This is a genomic window from Intrasporangium sp., from assembly GCF_030452765.1.
GTDB lineage: Bacteria > Actinomycetota > Actinomycetes > Actinomycetales > Dermatophilaceae > Intrasporangium_A.
In genome coordinates, this window is sequence record NZ_JAKDLO010000126.1 from 1 (window position 1) to 13,901 (window position 13,901).

The 13,901-nt window shown below is 70.9% G+C and carries 15 protein-coding genes and 3 pseudogenes; 9 read left to right on the plus strand and 9 right to left on the minus strand.

All coding sequences use genetic code 11. The annotated features are described in order from the left end of the window. The first annotated feature begins 168 nt into the window (after window positions 1-168). Window positions 169-1,020: a hypothetical protein gene (locus tag L0H79_RS15075; RefSeq protein WP_301485452.1), complete on the plus strand. Its 852-nt coding sequence runs from the start codon at window positions 169-171 to the stop codon at window positions 1,018-1,020. Window positions 1,021-1,222: 202 nt separating this feature from the next. On the opposite strand, the gene L0H79_RS15080 is transcribed toward L0H79_RS15075, so the two are convergent. After that, window positions 1,223-1,759, minus strand: a complete 537-nt coding sequence (locus tag L0H79_RS15080) for a DinB family protein (protein WP_301485453.1) — start codon at window positions 1,757-1,759, stop codon at window positions 1,223-1,225. A 305-nt stretch (window positions 1,760-2,064) separates the two neighbouring features. On the opposite strand from L0H79_RS15080, the gene L0H79_RS15085 reads away from it, so the two are divergent. The 4 genes from L0H79_RS15085 (at window position 2,065) to L0H79_RS15100 (ending at window position 5,210) form a co-directional block, all read left to right on the plus strand. Beyond that, window positions 2,065-3,186, plus strand: a complete 1,122-nt coding sequence (locus L0H79_RS15085; RefSeq protein ID WP_301485454.1) for an FAD-dependent monooxygenase — start codon at window positions 2,065-2,067, stop codon at window positions 3,184-3,186. Window positions 3,187-3,302: 116 nt separating this feature from the next. Next, window positions 3,303-4,553, plus strand: coding sequence for an MFS transporter (locus L0H79_RS15090; protein WP_301485455.1), 1,251 nt, complete (start codon window positions 3,303-3,305; stop codon window positions 4,551-4,553). 151 nt (window positions 4,554-4,704) lie between these two features. Next, window positions 4,705-4,938 (plus strand): hypothetical protein, encoded by a 234-nt coding sequence (locus tag L0H79_RS15095; RefSeq protein WP_301485456.1) that lies wholly within the window; start codon window positions 4,705-4,707, stop codon window positions 4,936-4,938. After that, window positions 4,929-5,210 carry a WhiB family transcriptional regulator gene (locus L0H79_RS15100; protein WP_301485457.1) on the plus strand — a complete coding sequence of 94 codons (282 nt, stop codon included), beginning with the start codon at window positions 4,929-4,931 and terminating at the stop codon, window positions 5,208-5,210. The genes L0H79_RS15095 and L0H79_RS15100 overlap by 10 nt, the downstream gene beginning before the upstream one ends. Before the next feature lie 650 nt (window positions 5,211-5,860). Here L0H79_RS15100 and L0H79_RS22260 read toward each other — a convergent pair. Beyond that, a pseudogene (locus tag L0H79_RS22260) lies at window positions 5,861-5,995 on the minus strand (hypothetical protein); the annotation flags it as partial. Continuing rightward, window positions 5,946-6,203, minus strand: a pseudogene (locus L0H79_RS22265) (wax ester/triacylglycerol synthase domain-containing protein); the annotation flags it as partial. The pseudogenes L0H79_RS22265 and L0H79_RS22260, both read right to left, overlap by 50 nt. 277 nt (window positions 6,204-6,480) lie before the next feature. Here L0H79_RS22265 and L0H79_RS15110 point away from each other — a divergent pair. Next, window positions 6,481-6,807, plus strand: a complete 327-nt coding sequence (locus L0H79_RS15110) for a hypothetical protein (protein WP_301485458.1) — start codon at window positions 6,481-6,483, stop codon at window positions 6,805-6,807. Between the two features lie 75 nt (window positions 6,808-6,882). On the opposite strand, the gene L0H79_RS15115 is transcribed toward L0H79_RS15110, so the two are convergent. Then, window positions 6,883-7,464 carry a GNAT family N-acetyltransferase gene (locus L0H79_RS15115; protein WP_301485459.1) on the minus strand — a complete coding sequence of 194 codons (582 nt, stop codon included), beginning with the start codon at window positions 7,462-7,464 and terminating at the stop codon, window positions 6,883-6,885. A 417-nt stretch (window positions 7,465-7,881) separates the two neighbouring features. Here L0H79_RS15115 and L0H79_RS15120 point away from each other — a divergent pair, with 417 nt between their 5' ends. Beyond that, on the plus strand, window positions 7,882-8,091 hold the full coding sequence (locus tag L0H79_RS15120; protein ID WP_301485460.1) for a hypothetical protein: 210 nt from the start codon (window positions 7,882-7,884) through the stop codon (window positions 8,089-8,091). Between the two features lie 33 nt (window positions 8,092-8,124). Further along, window positions 8,125-8,775: a TetR/AcrR family transcriptional regulator gene (locus tag L0H79_RS15125; RefSeq protein WP_301485461.1), complete on the plus strand. Its 651-nt coding sequence runs from the start codon at window positions 8,125-8,127 to the stop codon at window positions 8,773-8,775. A gap of 380 nt (window positions 8,776-9,155) precedes the next feature. Here L0H79_RS15125 and L0H79_RS15130 read toward each other — a convergent pair whose 3' ends face one another. The 3 genes from L0H79_RS15130 to L0H79_RS15140 all read right to left on the minus strand — a co-directional run bounded on the left by L0H79_RS15130 (window position 9,156) and on the right by L0H79_RS15140 (window position 11,396). After that, complete coding sequence (locus L0H79_RS15130) at window positions 9,156-10,346, minus strand: hypothetical protein (RefSeq protein WP_301485462.1); 1,191 nt, start codon at window positions 10,344-10,346, stop codon at window positions 9,156-9,158. 206 nt (window positions 10,347-10,552) lie between these two features. Next, entirely contained in the window at window positions 10,553-10,867 is a 315-nt protein-coding gene (locus L0H79_RS15135) for a hypothetical protein (RefSeq protein ID WP_301485463.1), read from the minus strand. Between the two features lie 118 nt (window positions 10,868-10,985). Beyond that, the gene (locus L0H79_RS15140) at window positions 10,986-11,396 is read right to left on the minus strand and encodes a DUF1304 family protein (protein ID WP_301485464.1); all 411 of its coding nucleotides are present in this window, start codon (window positions 11,394-11,396) and stop codon (window positions 10,986-10,988) included. Window positions 11,397-11,485: 89 nt separating this feature from the next. Here L0H79_RS15140 and L0H79_RS15145 point away from each other — a divergent pair, with 89 nt between their 5' ends. After that, complete coding sequence (locus tag L0H79_RS15145; RefSeq protein ID WP_301485465.1) at window positions 11,486-12,610, plus strand: helix-turn-helix transcriptional regulator; 1,125 nt, start codon at window positions 11,486-11,488, stop codon at window positions 12,608-12,610. Window positions 12,611-12,784: 174 nt separating this feature from the next. Here L0H79_RS15145 and L0H79_RS15150 read toward each other — a convergent pair. Both L0H79_RS15150 and L0H79_RS15155 read right to left on the minus strand, forming a co-directional pair. Then, window positions 12,785-12,892 (minus strand): annotated as a pseudogene (locus L0H79_RS15150) (VOC family protein); the annotation flags it as partial. A gap of 121 nt (window positions 12,893-13,013) precedes the next feature. Continuing rightward, window positions 13,014-13,673: a TetR/AcrR family transcriptional regulator gene (locus tag L0H79_RS15155; protein WP_301485466.1), complete on the minus strand. Its 660-nt coding sequence runs from the start codon at window positions 13,671-13,673 to the stop codon at window positions 13,014-13,016. Window positions 13,674-13,901 lie beyond the last annotated feature (228 nt).

The window sequence follows — 13,901 nt, forward strand, 5'->3', positions numbered from 1 at the left end:
AGCGCCATACGAGCTGAGCGCCATACGAGCTGAGCGCCATACGAGCTGAGCGCCAGGGACCAATGGCCCTGCCGCGGGTATGGGCGGGCCTCCTATCGTGAGCGTGGGACGGCGACCGTGGTCGCCTCCGGCCATGGTCCGGCCGCCCCGCTGAGGGAGGTTCGGGTCATGACCATGGTGGGCGACGAGCATGGGGTGCGGCAGCTGGCGGCGACCACCCGGCTCGACAGTCGGGTGGCGGTGCTGATCGGGGTCGTCGCGGTGCTGGCGCTGGCGGCCTCGGTGGCCGGGCTGGCCATCGACGGGGTCTACACCGGTGCCCGGTCGACGGCCGAGATCCTCCGGGGCTACGACCTCGTCACGGCGGTCGTGGTCGTCCCCGCCCTCGGCGTGGCCGCACTCCAGGCGTGGCGAGGGTCGCTGCTGGGCCAACTGGTGACGGCCGGCCTTCTCGCTGACCTGGTCTACGGCTATGCGTTCTATGTCTTCGGCACCGGCTTCAACGACCTGTTCCTGCTCCATGTCGCGGTCTTCTCCGCCAGCCTGACGGCTCTGGTGCTGACCATCGCGGGGCTCGACGTGGCCGCGGTGGCCGAGCGGTTCCGCGGGGTCAGACACGTGTGGCCGGCCGCTGTTGCGCTGGGCCTGCTCGCCGTCTCGCTGGGTGGCATGTGGGTCTGGGCCGCGGTGGCCAACGCCGTCACCGGGACAGTGCCGGTCGGCAGCAGCCTGGTCGAGACGACCGAGGTCCTCCACCTCGGGATGGTCCTGGACCTCGCCGTCCAGGTGCCTCTCTACGCCGCCGCGGCCGTGCTCGTGTGGCGCCGGACCGGGTGGGGTTACGTGCTGGCCTTCGTCGCGCTCGTCTCCGGTATCCCCGAGCAGCTCAGCTACCTCGTCGCGATGCCGTTCCAGGTCATGGCAGGCGTGCCGGACGCGGTGGCGCTCGAGCCGCTCGAGCCGGTGATCGTCGCCCTGTACGCCCTCGGGCTCATCGTGCTCTTGAGCGGGCGCCGGTGACGGTCATCGGTGGGTTGTGGGGGGTTTTTTTTGGCAAGGGGGCCCCCAACCCCCACCACCCCCAAAAACCCGGCGGGGGGGGGGACACACCCCGGGGGGCGGGGCGGGGGGCGGGGGGCGGTTGGGGGGTGGGGGGGGGGGGGGTGGGCCCCACACCCCCCACCACCCCCCCCCACAACCCCTTGACTCGCGGCGGGCGGTCTCACTCCCCGGTCTGGCCGTCGATCGACTCGCGAAGGAAGTCGGCGTGCCCGTTGTGCCGCGCGTACTCCTCGATGAGGTGCACGAGGATCCAACGGAGGCTGAAGTGGCCCTCACCCGGTTGCCGGGACGCGACGACCGAGAGGCGGTCCAGCCCCTCCGGGCCGGCCAGGGCCTCGGCGATGATCGCGTCGGACCGCGCGACCGACCCGTCGAAGAGCGCCTGCAGCTGGTCCGGGGTGTCGTCGAGCGCACTGTGGAAGTCCCAGTCCTCGTCGGCCTCCCAGTCCACGGACGCCCAGGGCTCGGGGTAGGGGTTGCCGAGCAGTCGACAGTGCAGCCAGGACGTCTCGACGAGGGCGAGGTGCTTGACGAGTCCCGCGAGCGTCAGGTCCGAGGCGGCGGTCGTGGCTCGCAGCTGCCCACTGTCGAGGCCCGCGGCCTTGTGGCGCAACGTGTCCCGGTGATAGTCGAGGAAGGCGACCAGCGTGTTCGCCTCGTCGGCGGAGAGGGGTGGATCGGTCCGGTTGATGGCCATGCCCACGACCGTAGGTGCGGCTCGGCCCGGGCGGCCACCCCTTTGTCGGGGGCAGGTAGGCCGACCCGGCCCACAGTCGAGTGCCCATTGGGTGCGCGGTGCCGTCCTCCCGTCCACGGTGGGCACGCGATGGTATGGCGGTGTGCCCAGGGTCGTTGACAGGGCATCTCCGGTGGTGGCTTGCTGGAGGCATCCTGTTCCACTTCTCCAGGCTCGTCGCGAGACGAGGAGAGCAGCAGGCCCGCGCTCCTCACGAGTCTGCGAGGCACGTCCACGTCCTGAGTCCGCACCGAGGAAGGGGTGGCATGGAGGTCGTCGTCATCGGAGGCGGGCCGGTCGGCCTCGCGGTAGCCCACGGGCTGGTCGCGTCGGGCCACGATGTCGTCGTCCTCGAGGCGGGGGGCCAGGCCCGCCCACAGGGGTCGGGGCTCTCGATCTTCGGCAACGGCCTGGCCGCGCTTGGCTCGCTGGGGCTAGGAACGGCCATGCACCACCTCACCGGAGCAGTGGCGCCGACCGCGGGCGGTGTGCGCACGCCCGGGGGACGGTGGCTCGTGCGCACCCCCGACACCGCGCTCTGGAACATGCGCGTCGTCCACCGGGAGGCGCTCCACCAGATGCTGCTGAGCGCACTTCCTTCCGGCACGGTTCGATTCGAGAGTCCTGCCGAGCTGGCATCCACCGAGGACGGGGTCGTCACCGTCGACGGGGACAGCCAGCTCCGCGCCGATCTCGTCGTGGTCGCCGACGGCATCCGTTCCGGGTCGCGCCGGCAGGTGAGCTCGGACCCGGGGTACCACGGCGTCGGCTACGGCGCGTGGCGTGGCGTGACGCGCGGCGAGATGCGAGGCATCCCCCCTTCGGAGACCTGGGGAGCCGGGCTGCGATTCGGGCTCGTGCCGCTCACCGACGGACGGGCCTACTGGTTCGCGGTCAAGAACGGCGACGACCTGGCGGACGACCGTGACCACCTGGCTCGGGTCCTCGACCTCTTCGCAGGCTGGCACGAGCCGATCGCGGACGTCATCCGGGCCACCGACCCCGAGGTCGTCAGCTGGCTGCCCATCGAGGAGCTCGTGCGTCCGCTCGAGTCGCTCGCGCGCGGCCGGGCCGTCCTCGTCGGTGACGCGGCCCACGCCATGACACCGAACCTCGGGCAGGGCGCCAACCAGGGCTTCGAGGATGCCGCCACCCTCTGCGTGCTGCTGCACACGGAGCCGGACCTCCCCCGAGCGCTGGATCGCTACGACCGCCTCCGCCGCCCCCGGACCCGACGCGTGGCCCGCGACTCCCGGCTCATCGGCACCGTCGCGCAGCTGAGTCGACCGGCGCTCGTGCGCACTCGCGACCTCGTCCTGTTCGCCACACCCGACGTGGTGAGCGGGCGCCAGTTCCGTCAGTTCGACACGTGGCGGCCGCCGCGGTGAAACGGGCGCACGCGCACGCGCACCGCGATGCCGGGCCGGCTCCGCGAGCCGACCTGGGGCCCGGCTGACGCCCGGTGCCGGCCCAGCAGCATACACAGTCTTGCGAGAATGGCCGGGTGACGTCGCCCCGCACTCCCGCATCCCGGATCAGCATCCCGCGGGAGATCTGGATCCTCGTCGGAGCGGCGTTCGTGATCGCGATCGGCTACGGCATCATCTCCCCCGTCCTGCCCGCCTTTGCACGCTCGTTCGACGTCGGGGTCGCGGCGGCGTCGGTCATCGTGTCCGCATTCGCCTTCTTCCGCCTCGTGTTCGCGCCCGTGGGCGGCGAGCTGGTCAGCCGTCTCGGGGAGCGGCCGGTCTATCTCGCCGGTCTCGTCATCGTCGCGGTCTCGTCGTTCGCCACTGCCTTCGCGCAGTCGTACGTCCAGCTGCTCGTCTTCCGCGGGCTCGGCGGGATCGGCTCGACGATGTTCACCATCTCGGCGATGGCGCTGCTCGTCCGGCTCGCGCCGCCGAGCGCCCGCGGGCGGGTCTCGTCGACGTACGCGTCGGCCTTCCTGATCGGCGGGATGATCGGCCCGGTCCTCGGCGGGGTGCTTGCCGGGTGGGGGATGCGGATGCCGTTCATCGTGTATGCCGTCGCCCTCGTCATCGCCGCGGCCGTCGTCGCGATCGGGCTGCGTGGGGCGCGGCTGCGGCCGGCCGAGGAGCACATCGCCCGAGACGTCGTGTCGCTGGCGGAGGCGTGGCGTTCCCCGGTCTACCGGGCGGTGCTCGTGTCGGGTGCCTCGAACGGCTGGACGAACTTCGGTGTGCGCGTCGCGGTGCTGCCGTTGCTCGCCGCGGCCGTGCTCGACGAGGCGTGGGTGGCCGGCGCCGCCCTCGCGATCGGAGCGGTCGGGACCGCCATCACCCTGCAGTTCTCGGGGCGGATGGCGGACCGCCTCGGGCGACGGCCACTGGTCATCAGCGGTCTCGTGGTCATGGGCACCACGATGGCGCTGATGGGGCTGTCGCTGCACCCGGCGCTCTCGGTCGGGGTCGGGCTGACCGTGCTGTTCGGGCTGTCGCTGGTCTCGGGCGTCGGCGCGGGCCTGGTCAACCCTGCGCAACAGGCCGCGGTCGCGGACGTCATCGGCCGCGAGCGCAACGGCGGCCGGGTGCTGTCGACGGTCCAGATGGCCCAGGACGGTGGCGCGATCGTCGGCCCGATCCTCGTCGGTCTGGTCGCCGACCGGTTCGGCTTCGGGACGGCCTTCCTCGTGACGGGGCTCGTGTGCCTCGTGGGCGTCGTGCCGTGGGTGACCACACCTGAGCCGCTCGTCCATCACGCTCCGCCGCTGGAGGTCGAGGAGGAGTCGTGAAGTGGTGTCGCTATCACGACCGCAGTGCTTCACAACCCTCACGGCAGGTGTCCGCCCGGATCCCGCCCGGGGGGACCTGAGGTAGCTGGACCTGCACGGATACGGTGCCCTGCCGATGTGCCGACCTACCTTAGGCGCGCACGCTCGAGGCATGAGATCGAGTAGAGGCGGAGCCACCTTCTCCATGCCCACGAGGTTCACGCGTGGTGGCCCCGGCGAGGTGCGGGCGCAGATCCGGCAGTTCTTCAGCCGCGTGGGTCAACACGACCAGGCAACGCGTGCCCACCGCGAGCCCAGCGTGCGTGAGACCCAGGTCGTGGTCGGGGGGACCGCGGTCTGGACCGGTGCCCAGCACGGAACCCGTACGGGGGAACCATGGCGCTGAGCGCGCTGCACGGCCTGGTGCCGGTCCGGACCGGCAACGAGCAGATCCCGTGCGTGGAGCACGACGCCGACCTGTGGTTCGCGCAACGCCCAGGCGAGCTCGACCTCGCCAAGCGGTTGTGCCAGTCGTGCCCGCTGCGTGCCGAGTGCCTAGCGGCCGCGATCGACCGCCGGGAGCCGTGGGGGGTGTGGGGCGGCCAGATCTTCGTCGACGGCGTCGTGGTCGCGCGCAAGCGAGGCCCGGGACGGCCGCCCAAGACGGCAGCGGCCTGAGGACACCGCGGGCGGCGTAGCAGCACCAGTATCGCGAGGTCCGACCGCCCACGGGCACCCCACCGGGCCAACCCGGGCACCCACGAGGTCCTATGGTCCCGACGCGCCCGGCCGTTCCGAGGGGTGCAGGTCACCGCCCGGCCACAGCGCCGCCACGAGGAAGACCACCGAGCGGCCGCCGCACGGTAGGTGGCTGCGTCGACGACGGGTGCCGTGTCAGGACCGCGGAGGTCGTCTGGGGCATCGAGGGAGGTGTCGACGAAGCGCCGCCACGGGAGAGTGGCGTCAGCGGGCGTCGGCAGCTCGAAGTCGAGCGGCTCGGTCCACATGTCGAGGATCGCGTGGACCATCCGGCTGTCGACGACGCTGCGCACGGTGAGTCGCTCGTGACAGACGTGCGGCTCGCTTCGACGTCCGCTCGGGCGGCTGCCGTCCGGAGGCGACGAGCTCGCCCATGCCGCGCTCTGAGACCGTGGGTGGTCAGTGGCGCGGTGGACGGCTCCGACTCGGGGCGCCATGCCTCTGCCGGGGGGCGGGGTCCCTTCGCCGCGGGATCGGCGTGCAGCGTCACCGAGATGATGTCGGCACCGGAGAATGCCGTCGATCATCGCGTGGTGGTTCGTGTTGGCCAGCACCCACCGACCCCGCGCCAACCCGGTGACGAGCCAGGTGCGCCCGAGGGGTGCCTCGAGGTCGAGCGGCGCCGAGATGAGTCCGACGGCCGGCCTTCTGCAGGTCGTCGTCGGTGGCGGAGGCGGGCAGCTGGAGCTGCTGGACGTGGTCACGCAGCCGGAAGCCCGGATCGTCCACCCAGACGGGCAGCCCCGGGTCGAACGGCACCCGACGCACCCGCTGGCGGTACCGCGGCAACTGCGGCAGCAGCGCCTCGAACTCGGCGACCACCGCGTCGAGGGTCGGCGCCAGCCCCTCGAAGATCATCGTCGAGCCGACGTTGAGCCCCTGCGCGTCCTCGTTCCAGGTCCAGGAAGGCAGCGTCCAGTGCGCTCAGTCGCTCCATGCCTGCCAGCCTGCCGGGGGTCGGGCGCACGATCCGGGCCCAAGGTCTCGTGACGGCGCCGTGCACGACGTGACGGCTGTCTCAGCCCGACGCGAAGGAGTGGGTATGCCGCTGAGCCGGCTCAGGCAGCATACGCACAGGGTGAGGGTGGTGTCCCACCGTGCTGGGCGGCCGCCGCTCGGGTGGGACAATAGGGACAGGAAGGTGGTTTCGGTGACGGAATCGATAGGGCTCGACCAACAGACTCGACGTATGCAGGCAGCACTTGCCCCGGTGCTCACGCTCGGACCGGAGTTCCTCTCCGGTCGGCGTGACGCCGACGACATGGCGCACACCATGGTGCGGGCCGTGCAGGAGTACGTCGGTGACGAAGGGACACGCCAACCGGCTGCCGCGCCGGCCGGCGCGGAACGTGCTCCCGCTCCCTCGAGCCGGGCGGCACAGGAGCTCGAGGCGGCGCTGGCCGAGATCTACGCGTGCGGGTCGGGATACCTCGCCGACCGCTGCGACTCCGACTGCGTGGCTCGCACCATGAGCGAGATCATGGGCGAGTTCGGCCACCTCGTCCAAGCAGGCTGATCCGGTCCGGCAGGGGCGGTGCACTCTGCCGGTGGAGCCGGCACCGGCCTCGGGGTTCGGGCGATCACGCGGGGGTCACGTCAGCACGGCGTCATAGGTGACCGCGGCTCCGTCACGCGTGATGCCGGTGAGGGTGCCGATCCTCTCGAGCAGCCGTCGGGAGCGGACGTTGTCTGCTGTCATCAGGGCCGTGATGTGCGAGATGCCCTCGTGCTTCGCCCGGGCTGACAGGCGGGCTGCAAGCAGGGAGCCGACGCCACGGTTCTGCCAGTCGTCGACGACCTCGATGGCGACCTCGGCGTGGGTCGGGTGCTGCCTGTCACGGACGTACCTCGCGACACCGATCGCCTCCCCGCGGTTGCGGGTGACGGCGATGAGCGCCTCGTGATCGCGATGGTCGACCTCGGTGAAGTAGCGCAGCTCGGCGGCGGAGAGCCTGGGCTTGCCCGTCAGGTAGCGGGAGAAGCGTGAAGCAAGGCCGAGGCCTGCGAAGATCTCGGCGACCAGACGCCCGTCGTCCGGGCGGATCTGGCGGACTCGCAGCGGCAGCCGTCGCCTTCGGCGGGCGGTACCTGGGCGGCGGTGGTCGGCGGCGCGCTGGACGAGGTCACGGCGGTGCTCCGCGCCGAGCTCGAGCGAGAGCGGGTTGATGGTCATGGGAGCCTCACTGGTCAGGGTTCGGGTGGGATGAGCGGGTTGGTCTGGCGGGGTCTACGGGTCATGGCAGCTCCTGGGCTGGTGGCAGGTCACGCGACGGGCCGGATGCCCGGCCGGTCGAGGCGGCCGACGCGGACATCGGGTGGATCGGTCAGGCGCGGACCACGTCGATGGCGACGGGGACGGGGTTGCTGACGGTGTCTCGCATCGGTGAGAACAGCGTCAGGCTGACCAGGTCGGCGAACTGCTCGTCATCGAGGTCGCCCTTGGCGGTGATGGTGGCTCGGATCTGCTGGTAGCCGGGGCGGGTGGCTGGCCGAGCAGGACCTCCGGCTCGTCTGTCTCCAGCAGGAACGCCTCGCTGCGGGAGGTGTCTTCCTGGCCCACGCCGTAGAACCCGTGGATGGTGGTGCGGCTGTGGCCGCCGTCGATCCAATCGGTGCCACGCGGAACTGGAACTTCGCCAACGAGGGGTCGGTCGCGACGGCTTGGATCGTGGCCGAGAGGCGTTCGACGTCGACTCCCTTGACGGTGGTGGTGATGGACATGATTGAGCTCCTTGTGGTGGTGGTCACTGGATGGCCGGCTCAGGACCATCTAGTCCGCACGATCGGTCGTGCCGAATGAAAAAGTACGACCGGTCGTGCTAGGTTGTCAAGCATGATTACCACGAAGAGCCCACGAAGCCGTCCGCAGCGAACCCCTCGGGCCGACGGCGAGCGGACGCGCAGCGCGATCCTGCATGCCGCCGCGTCGTTGGCCACCGTCGAGGGGTTGGAGGGCCTGTCGATCGGGCACCTGGCCGCCGCGATCGGCATCAGCAAGAGCGGCCTCTATGCGCACTTCGGCTCCAAGGAGGAGCTCCAGCTGGCCACCGTGAGCGAGGCGGAGCGGATCCTCGCCGACGAGGTCATCAAGCCCGCGCGCGCGGCCCAACCCGGCTTGGCCCAGCTGGTGGCTGCGTGTGAGGCGTTCTTCAGCTACGTGGAGCGGCGCGTCTTCCCGGGCGGCTGCTTCTTCGCTGCCACGTCCATGGAGATGGGAACCCGCCCCGGGCCGGTCAGGGACCGGCTCGCCTCCATCCAGTCCGACTTCACGGCGATGCTGCGATCCGCCGCGGTCACCGCGCTCGCACAACACGAGCTTGCCGCCGACGAGGACCCCGACCGCCTCGCCTTCGAGCTGCACGCCATCCTGCTGGGCGCCGACACCAAGTTCATCCTGCACGACGACCCGGCAGTGCTCGAGCTGGCCCGCCGAGTCGTCCATGACCGGCTGACGCGGAACGCCAGCGCCACCGGCGGAAGCTGACACGTCGCGGCCACAGCTACGACACCCGCGTCAACAGCGTCACTGGTACCGGCGCGACCGCACGGTCGAGGACTGGAGCAGGCAACCCAGCCGCTCGGTCACGGCCAGGATGAACCTGCCCTGGCACAGGAGGCCGGTGACGCCAGCACCCCCGTGCGTCCTACTGGCCGCCCGCTCGGCGACCGCGCACTCGCTGTCCTGCCGATGCTGGGCCCGGCCAGTGGCGAGCTCCCAAACCCGCCACGTAACACGAGCGCGGGATCCGGTCGCCCGCAAGGGGCCATCACCGACGCGTGAGCCGATAGAACACCTCGTCGAACCGGAGGGCCCGGGCGATCGGATCGGGGTCGTTGTCGGCATCGATCACGTCGGTCACGCGCTCAACCCGTCCGCCTGGCACGACGTGGGCTTCCACCAGCGGAGTCGGCGTGCCGTGCCAGGATGCGGCAGCGCTCGGCGATGTGGTCGGGCACGACGGCGGCGAGAACCCGCCACGCTGCGGCCGTGTCGGTGCCGGTGCATTCCATCGCGGCGGCCTCGAACGCGCCCGCCGTACCCATCGCGGCCGCGATGTGCGGGGAGGCCGCCGCGGCCGCGCGGTCGCTGATCTCCGCGGCTATGAGTCCTACCTCGAGCACCGTGACGGCGTTCGCGACCTCCGCCGAGTAGCCCTTGGCCCGCAGGTCGATGATCCTTCCTGCCTCCTCGGCGGGTGCGGCCTCGTCGACCACGACGGCCGGCATCGGCAGATCGGACGTGAACGGCGTGGCGGCCGTGCGGTGGAAGCCCTCCGCCTGCCGTCCGGCCACCAACGCGGTGGACAGTGCCTCGAGCCAGGCGAGCGGCTCCGACGTGCGCACTGCCTCAGCCACCGTCCGGGCGGTGCCCGGGTCGACCGAGATCGGACGGGCGGCGAACATCAGGCCCGGCTCGCAGGTGATCGGCACCAGTCGACCGACGAGGGCCTCATCGCTCGCCTGAGACATCGCCCCGATGTTGAGCACCTCCACCTCACCCCCGTCGACCAGGTCGTGCAGCACGAGTCGGCACCCACGCACGCCGACGAACTCGTAGGCGCGCATCTGCGCATTCACCCAGTCCCGGATGCGGTCCGTCCGATCCAGCAGCCCGGCCTCGGCGCGTTCGGAGATGTAGTCCGCCAACCCACCGAACTCGTACAGGGCGAGGTCCGCGACGAGGTGATCACCGGCGGCGACCCCGGTTCCGAGGACCAGGAACTCGACCTTGTCGTCGAGCACCCGGGCCAGGGAACCCGGGTAGAGCGCGGCCAACACGTATCGCACCGCCGCGTCCGTGCGCGGGTCCTCCGCCAGCAGCATCGAGCGGTAGGCGAGGTCGGCGCACCACCGTGAGTAGGCCCAGGCCGGTGCCCTCTCGCCATGGTCGACGAGGTCCTTGAGGACGAATCGGTGGGGGGACTCGAGGATCACCGAGCCAGCCAGCTCACACGCCAGACTGCCCTCGGCGTCGCCCCGTCCTCCCGCCTCGACCGCGCGGATGAGGCAGTCGAGGTCGTGTCCGTCCGGCGGGTTCTCGACGAGGCTTCGCATCGACTCGAGCCGGACGCGCTGCTCCCTGTTCGTGCGAGGGGCGCGCCGACGGTCGTGACGCGAGCGGCGGGGACGGCGTTTACGAGAGATCGGCATCGCTCAAGACTGCCTCCTGCACGCCCGATCCCGCTGCCTGCAGTTCCCGCCCTGTGGACAACTCTCCAGTGCCCCTACCTTCGAGGGTTGGCGCTGGACTGGCTCGACCGTTACACGATGCCGCCCTGGACGAGCTGGACGCGTTCCTGACCTCCCACACGGACGACGTCGACGCCGAGCAGGCCAGGCATGACCTCGCGGTGTACCTGTGCGACTCGGTGGTCGCGAACTCGGACACCGCGAACCGGTTCCTCGACGCTCACCGGGGCCTGTGCTGCGTGGAGCTTCGAACCGGCGATCTGCTCGGCCCCTACCGCCACGTCGTCCAGTGCGTGACCGGTCGCCGGCCGGTCGCCCGCCGGTTCGTCGATCAGGCCCGGAAGCTCGGCGCATAGCTGCAGCGCATCCATCGACCAGGCCGTCATCGGCCAGATCGCGTTCGTCTGAGAAGCCGGCCAGAACCATGTCGTATGCCGCCGGGCTCACTGAGCCCAGCGGCATACGATGTCTTGGGTTGGCTTGTCCCCCAAGGGAACCCAACCGTCAAAAGGCAAGGGCGCCGAGGATGACCAGCGCCGGGAGGCTCTCGCCGATCGCTCCACCGAGGCCCTTGCGCGCTGCGCCCTCGCGGTAGAGCCCCATGGCCACCGCGGCCACCAAGGAGATGCCGCCCAGCACCATGATCAAGCAGATGTAGACCACGAGCGCCCGTCCAGCCTCGACGTCCCCGCCCCACCACAGGAGCAGGCCCGTCACCATGCCGATGGCGAGGTTGTAGACGCCCACGCCCCAGCCCCACAGCCGGACCGGCGCCACGTCCTCGGCGTGCATGCCGAACACCCCGTGGTGCACGGCTGGCAGCCGCAGCAGGAGCGACTCGAAGACGAACACCAGGATGTGGATGGCTGCCGCAAGGAGGCCGGACACCCAGACGGCGGTGGTGGGCTGGGTCATACCACCACGCTAGAGAGTGCGCCCACAAGGGTCGATCCCAGAATTCTGGGGTGTTCTGCCCGACCCCTCCCCCTGCCACACTTGGTGGTGTGTGGGAAGCACGGGCCGACCGGGCCCGCAAGGACATCGCAGCCCTCGCCGCGACCGGCCTCGGCGTGACAGACCTCCACGCCGCGGCCATCCGGATGGTGGCGGACGACGTCGGGGCCGACTTGGCCTGCTGGGCCTGCATTGACCCGGAGAACCTCATCATCAGCAGCATGACGAGCGGCGATTCCTCCATCCCGCCGGAGTACGAGCCGCTCCTGGCCGAGGCGGAGTACTCGGGCGAGGACCCGCACTCGTTCGCCGCGCTGGCGCGCCACCACACCGGAGCAGTCCGACTCTCGGAGCTGTCCCGCACGCAGCGCGAGCACAGCGCCCGCCTTCAGACGGTGTGGCGGCCGCTCGGGCTCGAGCACGAGCTGCGCGTGATGTTCGTTGCGGACGGTGCGTGCTGGGGCGCGGCGGGAATGGTGCGTTCAGGCCCGAACTTCACCGATCGCGAGGTCGAGCTCCTGCTCGGCGTCGCGCCGGTGATCGCGGCCGCGACGAGGCTCGCCGTTCGCTCCGAAGTGACAGCAGCCACGCGAGGGGCGGTCGGAGGCCGCGCGGCCATCGTCGTCGCGGGGGGCGAGGGACAGCTGTGCAGTGCCACGCCGGCCGCCCGTGAGTGGCAGGAGCTGCTGGACGCCTACGCACCCGGACGGTTCCAGACGATGATGCGCATCATGACGCTCGGCTCGCGGGCGGCGGGGAGCGCCGGCTTCCGCGCCAGGCTGCGAGATCCCCACGGCAGGTGGGCGATCCTCGAGGCGAGCCAGCTCGACGGCCCCGGCGAGAAGCAGACCGCCATCTCCATCGAGCTGGCCAGCGGCGAGCGACTGCTTGGCCTGCTCCTCACCGCGTACGGCCTCACCACGCGTGAGCAGGAGGTGAGCCGCCACGTCATCGCCGGACGTTCCACTGCTGAGATCGCAGAACGTCTCTTCATCTCTGCCAACACCGTGCAGGACCACCTGAAGTCAGTCTTTGCGAAGGTGGGTGCGCACAGGCGGGGCGAGCTCGTCGCGCGGCTCCGGCCGGAGAGCTCGGCGACGGCCGATCCACCCAGCTCGGCAGTTCAGGTGCTCCCGCCGCCTCCCTCCGGAAGAACACCACCGCTCCGTGCCTGACCTCACGTTCGACAGGGACGGGCGCTGACCCAACGGTGCCGGCCGGCCGGGGCACGGAGGCCAACCGAGCGCTGAAGAAGGCCTCTGTCGAGCAAGGCACGGCACACGCCGCACGACGACGAGGCCGTCGCATGGGCTCAGTACGGCACAGGTGAACGCGAGTGCTGCGGCCGAACCAAGGATAGTGTCCCCGTCCATGGACATGCTGATGTCGGTGAAGAAGGAGATCGCCTCCTCGAGGTCGCGGACGGCGATGCCGACGTTCTCAAGCTTGATGGGCATGCATCTCGCGGAGATGCTCGACGCTGCGTTGGTCACCAGCGACGTTCGCCTCGCCCGCACCCCGGGACTTCGATGTGCGGTCGATGTGCTGGGTGACTGAGGCTCGGCCACCGGTCTCCGGCTATCCCGGGGCGAGCAGGGCCGCGGACAGGACGGTGACCACCCACTGCTCATAGCGGTCGAGGCTGTAGTCCGCATTGCTCACCAGCAGCTCGTAGGTCTCGGGACTGGCGACCGCCCAGGCGGTGTCGATGGCCTCGTCGAGGGTCATCCCCGGCCGCAGGGATGCGGCGGGGATCCGCCGGACCAGCTCGGCGAAGGTCTGGTGCCGCAGGTACTGCAGGGCGTGCCAGTCGGCGGCGATCTCGGCGTCGGAGGCAGCCGCGTCCCGATAGAGCCGCCAACCGAGGGCGGCTCGTTCGGTGAGCTGGCGATACAGGTGCGCGAGGTGTTCCACGGCGGCCCGGGCGTCCCCGTGTGTCGGCTCCATCGCGTCGGCGATCAGGTGCGGCAACGCGTCGGCGTAGGGCGTGTCGGGGCTGCCCGACAGTGCTGCGTCCAGGTGCGCGCGCAGCAGGGCTCGCTTGCTGCCCCACGCGAGATACAGGGTCTGCACGGTGACACCGGCGCGCGCGGCGATGCGACTGACTGTCGCGGCGTGGTAGCCGCGCTCGGCGAACTCCACCCCCGCGGCCTCCAGCAGCCGGCGCCTGGTCTCGACCCGGGACGCGGCCCCGGCCTCCCGGCGACGCGTCGTGTTGCGATCCGTGGGCTCGGCCATGGACAAATGCTAGCCGACTGATTAGAGTCTTACTCAAGTCGAATTGAGTGACGCTCAAATTGTCGAGGTGTTCGATGAGCTACCTGCCTTCCGCCGCGGGCCTGGACCGGCCCTGGCATCGACCCGGAGCGTTGCGGTACGCGCTCGGCCGGGTCCGCGGCATCGCACGGCCTCCGGTGCGGGTGTACGAGCCGGCGCCCGGCAGCGTGACCGGCGACCGTGACGTCG